General features: G+C 33.7%; 5 protein-coding genes. All 5 read left to right on the top strand.

Annotated features, from left to right (window positions below):
- The first annotated feature begins 38 nt into the window (after positions 1 to 38).
- Complete coding sequence (gene uvrB, locus ACO409_RS06460) at positions 39 to 2,012, top strand: excinuclease ABC subunit UvrB (RefSeq protein ID WP_485555913.1); 1,974 nt, start codon at positions 39 to 41, stop codon at positions 2,010 to 2,012.
- Between the two features lie 196 nt (positions 2,013 to 2,208).
- Positions 2,209 to 2,589, top strand: coding sequence for a hypothetical protein (locus ACO409_RS06455; protein WP_485555911.1), 381 nt, complete (start codon positions 2,209 to 2,211; stop codon positions 2,587 to 2,589).
- A 28-nt stretch (positions 2,590 to 2,617) separates the two neighbouring features.
- On the top strand, positions 2,618 to 4,264 hold the full coding sequence (gene sppA, locus ACO409_RS06450) for a signal peptide peptidase SppA (protein WP_485555909.1): 1,647 nt from the start codon (positions 2,618 to 2,620) through the stop codon (positions 4,262 to 4,264).
- Between the two features lie 538 nt (positions 4,265 to 4,802).
- Positions 4,803 to 5,456: a hypothetical protein gene (locus ACO409_RS06445; RefSeq protein ID WP_485555907.1), complete on the top strand. Its 654-nt coding sequence runs from the start codon at positions 4,803 to 4,805 to the stop codon at positions 5,454 to 5,456.
- Between the two features lie 770 nt (positions 5,457 to 6,226).
- Positions 6,227 to 13,998 (top strand): beta strand repeat-containing protein (locus ACO409_RS06440; protein WP_485555905.1); only part of this gene is annotated, 7,772 nt, incomplete at its 3' end.

The raw sequence follows: 13,998 nt of genomic DNA, 5'->3' as shown, positions 1-13,998 counted from the left end.
TTACAACAAAAAAACTTTTGAAAGGAGGAAAAATAGAGATGGATTTTAAAATACATTCAAAATTTAAGCCGACTGGAGATCAGCCTCAGGCTATTAAAAAGATTGTAGAAAACTTGGAAGATGGTATTACGGATCAGATTCTGCTTGGGGTTACAGGATCAGGAAAGACATTTACAGTTGCGAATGTTATTGAAAAAATAAATCGTCCAGCTTTGATAATGGCACCAAACAAGACACTCGCAGCACAGCTTTACAATGAATATAAGCAGTTTTTTCCTGAAAATGCTGTTGAATATTTTGTGTCTTATTACGATTATTACCAGCCTGAAGCGTATATTATGCAAACTGATACGTATATTGAAAAAGACTCTTCAATTAATGATGAGATTGATAAATTGCGGCATGCGGCAACAGCGGCACTTTTGAACAGAAGAGATGTTATTATTGTGGCTTCGGTTTCGGCAATTTATGGATTGGGGTCGCCAGAGGCATATAAAAAGAGATCGATTCCGATTGATGCGGAAACTGGGTTTGAGAGAAATGAGCTTATAAAAAGGCTGATTTCACTTAGATATGAGAGAAATGACATTGCCTTTGAGCGTGGAAAATTTCGTGTGAAGGGAGATATTCTTGATTTACATCCGTCTTATCAGGATACAGGATACCGTTTTGAATTTTTTGGAGATGATTTGGAAAGCATTTCGGAAATTAATCCGCTTACTGGACAGAAAATTAGAAATATAAAAAGAATTACAATAATGCCAGCAACGCACTACTTGACAACGGAAGACACAAAAAAAATGTTTGAATCAATAAAAAAGGAAATGGAAGAACGAGTTCATTTTTTCAAAAAAGAAGGGAAACTGCTGGAAGCACAGCGAATTGAGCAAAGGACAAAATATGATTTGGAAATGATTGAAGAAATTGGGTATTGCAAAGGCGTAGAAAACTATTCTAGGTATTTGACAGGAAAGAGTGAAGGGGAAGCGCCTGATACGTTAATTGACTATTTTCCAGAGGATTTAGTCGTATTTCTGGACGAGTCGCACATTTCAGTTCCGCAAATAAATGGAATGTATAAGGGAGATAGGGCAAGAAAGAAGGCTTTAATCGACAATGGATTTAGGCTTCCAAGCGCTTATGATAACCGTCCGTTAAAATTTGAGGAATTTTTTGAAAAAGTTCCACAAGCTGTGTATATTTCAGCCACTCCAAGTGATTATGAGCTGGAACATTCAAATGGTGAAGTTGTAGAGCAGCTTGTACGTCCAACAGGAATTGTAGAGCCAAGTATCGACATTCGTGAAACAAAAAATCAAATTGATGACTTGATGGATGAAATAAAAACTAGAACAGCAAGAAAGGAACGGATTTTAGTTACAACCTTGACAAAAAAAATGGCAGAAGAACTGACAGATTACTATTTGGAATACGGAATAAAAGTAAAATATATGCATTCTGACATTGATACGCTAGAAAGAACAGAGATAATAAGAGGCTTGAGAAAAGGCGAATTTGATGTTCTGGTTGGAATAAACTTGCTACGGGAAGGGCTGGATATTCCAGAAGTTTCATTAGTGGCAATTTTGGAAGCAGACAAGGAAGGATATTTACGTTCCAGAAGGTCGCTGATTCAGACAATGGGACGTGCTGCAAGAAATGTGGAAGGACACGTTATTTTGTATGCGGACAGAATGACAGGCTCTATGAAAGAAGCCATTGATGAGGTAAACAGACGGCGTGAAGTTCAGGAAAAATACAACTTGGAAAACAACATTAATCCAAAATCAATCGTAAGAGAAATCGCAGAGTCAATCGTAGACTATGAAATTGAAAAAGAAAATGAAGCAAACAAAGCAATCAAGCAGTATAAGAGTGAAAAAGATGTGGAAAAGGAAATCAAGAAACTTGATAAGCGAATTAAAAAACTGGCTGAGGAGCTTAATTTTGAGGAAGCTATTAAGTTGAGGGATAAAATGAATGAATTGAAGAAGTTGTTAATTGAACTGTAATTTTTTTATTTCTATAATATTCAAACAAGTTATTTTAAATTTTATTTATACCAATTATTTTAAGCAGGGGGATCAGAAATGAAAAATTTATGATAGATTCACTATTTAAATGAGAAGTATTGTGATTTTTTTGAAAGATAGGTTGTATAATAAAATACAATAAATTTAGAATAGAATTTTTGATAGGAGTAATAAATTGAATAAAAATAAAAAAATAAAATTTCCAGCTTGGATGTCATTGTTTTCATTTTTTATTTCACAATTAATATTGTATCCGATAGCTTTGTATATAAGAAAAGTAATAATAGAAATTAATAGTGCTAGTCCGATATTAGTATTTTTGCTTCATTTCTTTGAATTGGCAATATTTTTTTCAATAACTTTAATTTTGCCATTAATAGTGTTTTTTGTACTTGGAGTAATGTATGATTTTGAAATTAGGATGAAAAATGTATTTTATATTTTGGGGAGTTTAATATTGATATATATTTTTTTGATATTAATTTTCAATATGAAAGAATTGTTATTGTTAATAGGATGTTGTATTGCATTTGGATTAGGATTATTAGTAAAATAGTTTAAGAATAAAAAAGGGAGTTGATAGGATGTTTATTTTGAAAATGTTATTAGAAATAGTAATAATGCTTATTTTGTGTGTGATTTTAAGTCTAATCCTTGCGAAGAGGATTCTTAGAGTAAAAAATAAGAAGAAAATATCTTTAAAAAAAGTAAAAACTGTTGTGTTTGATGTAAAAAAATTGAAGGAAGATGTGGCTATTCCAGCGGTAAAGGGAAAAGATAAGTTATCGTATTATCAAGTATTGCAAGGATTAAATAATCTTGCAGAAGATAAGAATATAAAAAAAGTTATTGTTGATATGGATAAATTGAATTTGACGCTTTCACAGCTGGAAGAAGTTTCTAAAATTTTTGATAAGATTAGGAAAGATAAGGAAGTTGTGGCGATAGGAACACTTTTTGAGGAAAGTAGATATAGACAGGCTTTGCTTGCAGACAAGATTTATATGTTTGATACAAGACAGTCAACTGTGATTTTTAGGGGATATTTGCATAAGGAATTTTATTTGAAGTCGTTTTTAGAAAAGTTTGGGATAAGAATGAATGTGCTTCATATTGGGGATTACAAGGTGGCTGGAGAAAAATATAGCCATAACCAAATGTCGCAAGAGAAAAAGGAATCAATTAAAAATATAAAGGATAAAGTTTTTGAAGATTTTGTTGAACTAGTAAAAAGTAAAAGAGGAGCTGATATTGAAAATGAGATATTGAGTGGGAATCTGATTTTTGCTGGGGCGAAAAAGGCTTTGGAATGTAAATTGATTGACGGTGTTGCTGATTATGATGAAATTGGGATAAATTACAAAGAAGATACTGTTTCGGTTGAAGACTATATTTTGATGTCAAAAGATAAGAAGGAAAAGGCAAAAGATACAATTGCTGTGATAAATCTTGAGGGTGTTATTGATATGAAAAACCCTAATAAAAATATTACTTATGACAATGTATGTGAAAAACTGGAAGAATTAAAAGAAATAAAGAATTTGAAGGGGCTAGTATTAAGAATAAATTCGCCTGGCGGAAGTGCTTTAGTTTCTGAAAAAATACATAAGAAAATAAAAAAACTGACTGTGCCAATATATATTTCAATGGGAGATGTTTGTGCAAGTGGAGGTTATTATATTGCTACAACTGGTAAAAAATTATTTTCAAATAATTTTACTCTGACAGGCTCAATCGGTGTTGTTATGATGTACCCTGAAGTTGTAGGAGCAATGAAAAAGTTAGATGTTAATTTGGAAGGATTTGGAAAGGGTGCTGGATTTGATATGTTAAATCCATTTGAAAAATTAGGAGAAGATTCTAAAAAGAAATTAATTTATAATATGAATGAAGTTTATGGCGAGTTTAAGGAACATGTAATGGCAGCTAGAGGAATGAATGAAGATGAGCTTGAGAAAATTGCACAGGGAAGAGTATGGCTTGGAAGTGAAGCTAAGAATATTAATTTAGTCGATGAAATCGGAACTCTTGAAGATTGTATAAAAGCAATGGCAAATGATTTGAAGCTGGATAAATATAAAGTGAAAATTGTGGAATTGACACAGACTTTGAAGGAAACTTTGGCAGATATAAAATTACCATTGATGTCTGAAGAAATTAAAGACAAAATTGAATTTTTACAAGGGAATATGAATCAAATTTTGTATTATGAAAATGATTTTGAGCTGTAAAAAGTTTTTCAATTTATAAGTGAAGAATTAAAAGAAATTTTTGTTACAAAAAGGGTCAAAACTGTTTATTTAGAAAATATAAAGAAGATAATTTCAGTTTTCTAAATAGAGTTTATTATAAAAAATTCAATGACTTGTAAAGTGTAAATTATTTAATAAATTTAAATTATTAAGATAAAAAAATAAGAAGGAGGTATAAATAATTTTTGAAATTATAAAGATAAAATTTAGAAATGCGGTAATTATGAAATTGAAATAGTTAGTGATTTTAATATAATATTTGATTAAAAAAATGCTAAAAGTTATAATATTTTAAATAATATATTCTAAATAAAAAAAGAAGGAGAGATGCTACGATTATAGTAAAACAGAATATATTATGTATACCGATAGCTAGTCGGAAACAGTTATATTTTTTCCTTAATTGCAAAGGAGAGTTTATAGCGAAGACTGTGGAGAACAAAAAATATGTTCGATAAGGCAGTAATATTCTAGTGTATTAAATTATTTTAATACATTTTTAGTAGCAGAAATAGAAGTGGGAAAAAAAGGATTGTTTGTTATAGGAATGATTTTAAGTGTAGTAAATTCATATTCAACAGGAGTTATTGGAGAATCTCGTGAAATTGAAGGAAAGAGATATGTTGTTCCGTACTCAAGAGAAAGTGATGGATTTCCAAAGATGGGTTCAAATGGGAAACAGTATAGAACAAAATTTTTAAATGAAAGAGACAAAAGTAATGAAATAATAGTTTATTCAGATTTAGATGATGCTCCAGCAAAACATTGCAGAAAGAAAAAAGGGCATTCGATTTTAAGGGAAGATAGCATTACTGGGGAAATAGTTCGATTATGTAGATTAGATACGCCAGGTGCAAGAGTAGAAGGCTCTAAAATGGAAGTTGATGAAATTCAGTATTATATTGCAAATACTGAAAATAAATATGTCTGGAAGAAATTGATCGAAGATAAAAAAATGGATCCATCAGATAAAGTGTATAGTGATTTACCTTATACAGCTTATGCAAAATATACAAGACCAGAAAAAGAGGCTGAAATAAAAAGAAGATATTTAGAACCAAAAGAGGCTGTTCAAAAGGAATTAAGAAATTTATTCTATGAAAAATTTCAAGAGCAATATGGAAAAAAATATGGCATAACACTTGAAGAAGCAAATATTGAGAAAAGATAATCAAAAAATTTTTTGGATTTTTAGAACTAATAAAATTTTATAAAAATATAAAATTAGAACTTTATAAATAGTAATGTAATTAGTTTTTTTATTTAAATTGAAAAATTATAGAGAGTTTGTTTAATAAAAGTAAAAAAATCTAATTATGTATAAATATTTATAAAGTTTATTTTTATATATGACAAATATAGTTATAGTAAAACTAATTTTAAACTTGAACTCAAAAGCTATATATTTGTTTTATTAAATTTTAAGTTTGTATAGTTATCGAACAGGTCTAATATGTTCGTTATTCAAATGTGGGTTAGTATAAGTTTATGTAGTATTTAATAGTTTAATTTTGAATAGGTTTGAGTATATATTTAAATAAATAAGATATAAAAATAATTACAGTATGATAAAAGTAAAATATAATGAAAAAAACAGATGTTACATAAAAAAAACACTTGTAATTTTTTTTTATATGAGATATAATATCTCTTAGAAAATTTTAGTTATATGAGAACAAAAAACTAAAGATACAAATAAGTATGAAATATTTAATTAACATAAAAATAATGCTTTAAATTGGGAATTAAAGATTATAGATATTCTACTTAAATCTTAGTTTTTATTAGTTAAAAGGAATTGAACATGAAATAAAATTAAGTAAAATTTATTGGTTAAAAAAAAACATCATAAGAGATTAATACATAAGTTAAAGTGAAATAAAATATATTTAAAGTATTAATCATTTATAAATAGACATTTAAAATAAATAAGGAGAAGAGATGAAGAAAAAAGGTAAAAAAAATAAAATTTCTAAAATGATTAATAGAGTAGCTGGAGTTGCGACATTTGCAACAGGTGTACTTGCATCTGAAATGACAATTGTAAAAAATGCAAATGCAGCACAAAAAGTCGATCCAGTAAATAGTTCGTCTATTTTACAGACAGAAAAGAATAATAAAGAAATAAAAATTTTAGCAGCAGATGAGTTAAATGATATTTCAAAAAAAAATTCTATGACAATGGGAATTCACAGTTCTCCACTTGTATCAGCAACAATAGCGATGGGAAATGCTGAAACAAGTAATCCATTTGTGGCAACTGGTTACCATAGAAAATTAAAAGCACTTGGTATAACAGCTAAAAATTATCCAGAAAATTTATCAATAGCAAATAAAAAAACAATAGATGGAAAAACTGAAGAAACAAAAGTTGATAATATAGGATTTTATATAAAAAATAACCTTGATAGCATTTTTTCAAATCCAAAAAATAATGGAATAAAAACTGATAGCGTAGTAATGGGAACAGGAGCTGAAACTTTAGGATTACATTCAACAGGAATTGGTTTTAATGCACTGACAAAAGGGCAAGATGCAGTAGCAATAGGGACAGGTGCACAAGCTACAGGCAGAAATACAATTTCAATAGGAACTGGAAATGTTGTAAGTGGAGAAGGTTCAGGAGCAATAGGAGATCCTACAACAATTACAGGAACAGGAACATATTCACTTGGAAATGATAACGGAGTTATTGCGGCTAGCAACTCAGGAGTGTTTGGTAATAATAACAGTATAAAAACTAGTTCTTCAGAAATTCGTGTCATAGGTAATAATAATACTGTAAATGCTGGAGTAAGTGATGCACTGGTTTTTGGAAATAATGCGACTGTAAGTGGTAATTCTACTATAGCAATAGGAAGTAATTCAAAAATTAGTAATGGACGTTTTGGAATAGCAATAGGGAAGGATTCAACATCTTTTCAAGAGGGAGCTATAGCTATAGGAAAAGATTCAAGTTCGTTGAATAAATCAACAGTAGCTGTAGGATATAATTCAAAAGCTGCAGGAGTACAGTCAGTAGCAATTGGAGGAAATATTCAATCCGATAGAGGAGCTCAAGCATTAGGAGATCAGTCTATCAGTATAGGTGGAGATACTGTTGCAAGTGGATCATCATCAATAGCAATTGGAGGAGATGATTTAGATAGAGCTAATGGAACAGTAGGGACTATTTATAGATCATTAACGGGAGCACCATTAGTTGGTACAGGTGCAGATCGTTGGATTGAAACAAAGGCAAGTGGAGAAGCCTCAATAGCAGTTGGAGTACAAGCGACATCAGCAGGAGATTTGGCTACAGCATTTGGTACTAAAACAAAAGCCTCAGGTAAGTTTTCTACAGCATTAGGAGTAGGAGCGACTTCAGATGGACAAGGTTCGATTGCTATAGGTGGGGCATCAAGTTCAGTAGGAGCAACGTCTATTGCAATAGGGACAAAGGTAACAACAATTGGAGAATCTGCTTCAGCAATGGGATATGGTTCACAAGCAAACAATAAAGGTTCTATAGCGATTGGACTGAATTCAAAATCTGGTGTTGCAGGATCAACGGAAGAAAATACAATAGCAATGGGGACAAATTCTCAATCATTAACAGCAAATTCTGTGGCAATAGGTACTGGAAGTATTGGTGGTTCAACAGGTATTGGTTCAAGTGCAGTAGCAATTGGTAATGGAGCCAGTTCAAAAGGTTCTGATGGAATTGCGTTAGGTAGCGGTTCTAATGCAAATAATATACAGAATATAGCAATTGGGTATAAAACAGAAACAGGAAAAACTCAAGTGGCAGGTTCAAGTAATACTGATATTCGAAATATTTCAATAGGATCTGAAACAGGAAAAGGAATGGGAGGAAAAGATAACCTTTTCTTAGGAACTAGTGCAGGTCAAAGTAGTAATGGGGACGATAATATATCTTTAGGTAGCAGAGCAGGTAAATCAACAAATACAAGTAAAAATATAGCAATAGGTATGGATTCTGGTCAAACTGTTACTGGTGTTGGAAGTAATATAGCAATAGGTAGAAATTCAGGAAAAACTGTAACAGGTGGTGGAGATAATGTAGCCATAGGAACAGATTCAGGACAAAATGTGACATCAACTATAGGACATAATACAACAGTAGGACATAGTTCGGGACGAAATGTTAATGGAAATAATAATGTTTCGTTTGGTTCAGGTTCAGGACAAAATATAACTGGTGACAATAATACATCAATAGGGATTAACGCAGGAATAGGAATTCAAAAGAGCAGTAATGTCTCGATAGGGTCAGATTCAGGACAGAATACGAATGGAGTAGGTAATACTGCCATAGGATATCAAGCAGGACAAACAGTAATTGGTGACCATAACATTTCAATGGGTTATCAATCTTCTAAAGGCTTAAAAGGTGGTTCTAACACTGTAATAGGAAACCAGGCAGGTACTGGTGGAGTAGAAGGTGACAACAATATTATAGTGGGGACAAATGCAACTAGATTATACACTACAGGTGGAAGCTTGAAAGTAAAGAATGTTGTAAGTCTTGGTACAAACTCTAAAGCATATACTGATAATGCTATGTCTATTGGTTCATATTCTGAAGCGACAGGGAAAGCAGCAATAGCAATTGGTCAAAGTTCAAAAGCAAGCAAAGATGATTCAATGGCTATTGGAAATAGAACATCAGTTAATGCAGCAAAAGATGTTGCAATTGGTTCAGATTCTTCTACATCAGCAACTACAGGGGTTTCAAAAGCGACAATAACAGTACCTGGAACTGGAAAAAGTATTACTTATGGAACTTTTGCAGGAAATAATCCAGATGCTGCGTTTTCAGTTGGATCAGCTGGAAAGGAAAGACAAATTCAAAATGTTGCAGCTGGAAGAATTTCGGCAACAAGTACAGATGCGATTAATGGGTCGCAATTATTTGCAGTAGCAAATGAACTTGGGAAAACTTGGAAAGGAAATGCTGGAAAAACTGGAAGTGGGGATCTGCTTGGCAGTGCGACTTCTACTCAAGTTATGCCTGGAGATGAAGTACAATTTATCGCAGGAGATAATTTGGCTATAAAACAAGAAACTTCAACAGGTATTCAAAAATACACTTATTCATTGAAAAAAGATGTGGATTTAGGGCCTAATGGAAGTTTAAAAGTGGGACCTGTAACAATTAATAATAATGGTATTGATGCTGGGAATAAAACAATAACAAATGTTTCTCCTGGAACTAATAATACAGATGCGGCAAATTATGGACAAGTGAAAGCGGCGAAAACAACTGTAACTTCAGCTGATAAATCAGTAGTAATAAGTTCAAGCATTGATGCAACAGATAAACATACAAACTATGATCTGTCAGTTGATGTGACAAAACTGGATGCAGCAAATAAAAGTTTAAGTAACATTAATAATGCTGGAAAAGGTGTAATAAGCGATATTGCAAGAAATTCAGTGGACGTAATAGCGGGAACAAACATAAAAGATGTAACGAAAGCGAACACAACAAATCCAGACGGTACAACAAAAACTACGTATACAATAAATGCTAAAGGAGCAAAAGTAGTAGCAGGAGATGGAGTGACAGTTGCGACAGGGACACCAGGTTCAGACAATGTTACAGATTATACAGTATCAGTAAAGAATACGACATTGACAGCGGCACCAGGCTCAACGACAGTAACAGCAGGAGATAATAACAGTTATGCAAAAGCGGGAGATGTGGCGACAGCGATAACAAATGTAGGGAAAGCTGCAAAAACAGAAGTTAAATCATCAGACAGCTCAATAGGAGTGACATCAAGCACAGGAGCAAATGGTAACACAGTCTACGACATAAAAGTAGACACATCAGGAACGGTGACACCAGGAAATACCAAACTTGTGACAGGAGACACAGTAAATACTGCCATAAACAATGCGAAAACTGACTTAATTAACAACAATCCACTAACATTTGGAGGAGATAGCGGAACAGATGTAACAAGAAAATTAGGAGAAAAATTAAATGTAAAAGGTGGAGCGACAGGAGCAACAACAACAGGAAATATCGCAGTGAAAGCTGATGGTAACAATACCTTAAATATTGAACTGGCTAAAGACTTGACAGGACTGGACAGCATTACAACAAATGGAGGAAAAACAGTAATAAACAACAGCGGAATAACAACGCCAACAGTAACAGCTGACAAAGTAACAATCAATAATGCACCGACAGCAGGAACAGATGCGACAAATAAAGATTATGTAGACAGCACAAAAACAAAAGTGACATCAAATGATAACTCGGTTGTAGTAAATAAAACGACAAATGGAAATCAAGATGTCTATGATCTGTCAGTTGATGTGACAAAACTGGATGCGGCAAATAAAAGTTTAAGCAACATTAATAATGCTGGAAAAGGTGTAATAAGCGATATTGCAAGAAATTCAGTGGACGTAATAGCGGGAACAAACATAAAAGATGTAACGAAAGCGAACACAACAAATCCAGACGGTACAACAAAAACTACGTATACAATAAATGCTAAAGGAGCAAAAGTAGTAGCAGGAGATGGAGTGACAGTTGCGACAGGGACACCAGGTTCAGACAATGTTACAGATTATACAGTATCAGTAAAGAATACGACATTGACAGCAGCACCAGGCTCAACGACGGTAACAGCAGGAGATAATAATAGTTATGCGAAAGCAGGAGATGTAGCTACAGCGATAACAAATGTAGGGAAAGCATCAAAAACGACAGTAACTTCAAATGACAGTTCAGTAACTGTAGTTTCAAAGGTAGATTCAGGAGACGGACATGTAAATTATGATTTGTCGGTAGATACAAGCAAAGTAGCTGCGAATACAAACCTAACTTACAAGGCAAACAGCGGAACAGGTTTAACAACAACATTGGCAAACGGACTGGATTTTAAAGATGGAGATAATACGAAAGCAACAGTTGGACCGAATGGAGAAGTGAAATACAGCTTGAATCCGACAGTTACAGGAATTAACAGCATTACAACAAATGGAGGAAAAACAATAATAAACAACAGCGGAATAACAACACCAACAGTAACAGCTGACAAAGTAACAATCAATAATGCACCAACAGCAGGAACAGATGCGACAAATAAAGATTATGTAGACAGCACAAAAACAAAAGTAACATCAAATGATAATTCAGTAGTAGTGAATAAGACAACGAATGGGAATCAAGATGTATATGACTTGTCAGTTGATGTGACAAAACTGGATGCAGCAAATAAAAGTTTAAGTAACATTAATAATGCTGGAAAAGGTGTAATAAGCGATATTGCAAGAAATTCAGTGGACGTAATAGCGGGAACAAACATAAAAGATGTAACGAAAGCGAACACAACAAATCCAGACGGTACAACAAAAACTACGTATACAATAAATGCTAAAGGAGCAAAAGTAGTAGCAGGAGATGGAGTGACAGTTGCGACAGGGACACCAGGTTCAGACAATGTTACAGATTATACAGTATCAGTAAAGAATACGACATTGACAGCGGCACCAGGCTCAACGACAGTAACAGCAGGAGATAATAACAGTTATGCAAAAGCGGGAGATGTGGCGACAGCGATAACAAATGTAGGGAAAGCTGCAAAAACAGAAGTTAAATCATCAGACAGCTCAATAGGAGTGACATCAAGCACAGGAGCAAATGGTAACACAGTCTACGACATAAAAGTAGACACATCAGGAACGGTGACACCAGGAAATACCAAACTTGTGACAGGAGACACAGTAAATACTGCCATAAACAATGCGAAAACTGACTTAATTAACAACAATCCACTAACATTTGGAGGAGATAGCGGAACAGATGTAACAAGAAAATTAGGAGAAAAATTAAATGTAAAAGGTGGAGCGACAGGAGCAACAACAACAGGAAATATCGCAGTGAAAGCTGATGGTAACAATACCTTAAATATTGAACTGGCTAAAGACTTGACAGGACTGGACAGCATTACAACAAATGGAGGAAAAACAGTAATAAACAACAGCGGAATAACAACGCCAACAGTAACAGCTGACAAAGTAACAATCAATAATGCACCGACAGCAGGAACAGATGCGACAAATAAAGATTATGTAGACAGCACAAAAACAAAAGTGACATCAAATGATAACTCGGTTGTAGTAAATAAAACGACAAATGGAAATCAAGATGTCTATGATCTGTCAGTTGATGTGACAAAACTGGATGCGGCAAATAAAAGTTTAAGCAACATTAATAATGCTGGAAAAGGTGTAATAAGCGATATTGCAAGAAATTCAGTGGACGTAATAGCGGGAACAAACATAAAAGATGTAACGAAAGCGAACACAACAAATCCAGACGGTACAACAAAAACTACGTATACAATAAATGCTAAAGGAGCAAAAGTAGTAGCAGGAGATGGAGTGACAGTTGCGACAGGGACACCAGGTTCAGACAATGTTACAGATTATACAGTATCAGTAAAGAATACGACATTGACAGCGGCACCAGGCTCAACGACAGTAACAGCAGGAGACAATAACAGTTATGCAAAAGCAGGAGATGTGGCGACAGCGATAACAAATGTAGGAAAGGCATCGAAAACAACAGTAACTTCAAATGACAGTTCAGTAACTGTGGTTTCAAAGGTAGATTCAGGAGACGGACATATAAATTATGATTTATCAGTAGATACAAGTAAAGTAGCTGCAAATACGAACTTGACATACAAAGCGAATGGAGCAAATAATCAAACAACAACATTATCAAATGGTTTGGATTTTAAGGATGGAGACAATACGAAAGCGACAGTCGGACCAAATGGAGAAGTAAAATACAGCCTGAATCCAACAGTTACAGGAATCAATAGCATTACGACAAATGGTGGAGGAACGACAATAAATAATGGAGGAATAACAACTCCAACATTGACATTGACAAATTCGGCACCAATAACTTCTTCTAAAGGAGGAAATGCAACTGTACCTGCAGGAAATGGTAATCAGGCAGTAACGGCTCAAACAGTAGCAGATGCGATAAACGCATTAGGAAATAACACAATCAATTTAAAAGCTGCTGATGGAACAGTGACAGGAAAACAAAACTTGAATAAAGATGGCGGATTAGAATTTGAAATAACAGGAAGTAATGGAATATCGACAACAGCGACAGGAAATAAAGTAAATGTGACAATTGCACAGTCAGGATTGACAACGACAACATCGCCAACAGGATCAGCAGTAGTAACTCCAACAACAGGAGGAAATACATACGCAACAGCAGGAGATGTAGCAACTGCAATTCAAAATGCAGTAAATAATTCAGGATGGAATGTGATAGCAGGAAGCACAGGATCAGGAACAACATCAGGAACAGTAGCAAACGAACTGATAAAACCTGGAAATACGGTAACATTGAAAGCAGGAAACAACTTGAATGTAGATCAGGCAAATGGAGCGTTTACATATAGCCTAAAAGATGATATTTCATTGAATAGTGTAACAACAGGAGATACAAAAATTTCGAATGGAGGAGTAACAATTACAAATCCAGCAGGAAACCCTGTAACATTAGGACCGACAGGACTGAATAACGGAGGAAATACAATAACTAATGTGGCACCAGGAACTAATGATACAGATGCGGCAAATTACGGACAAGTAAAAGCAGCTAAGACAGAAGTAATAGCAGGAACTAATACAAATGTCCATACTACAACAGGTTCAGATGG

The sequence above is a fragment of the Leptotrichia sp. genome (genome assembly GCF_057270615.1).
The sequence above is the reverse complement of the archived record's forward strand: the minus strand, read 5'-3'. Positions and strand labels throughout refer to the sequence as shown.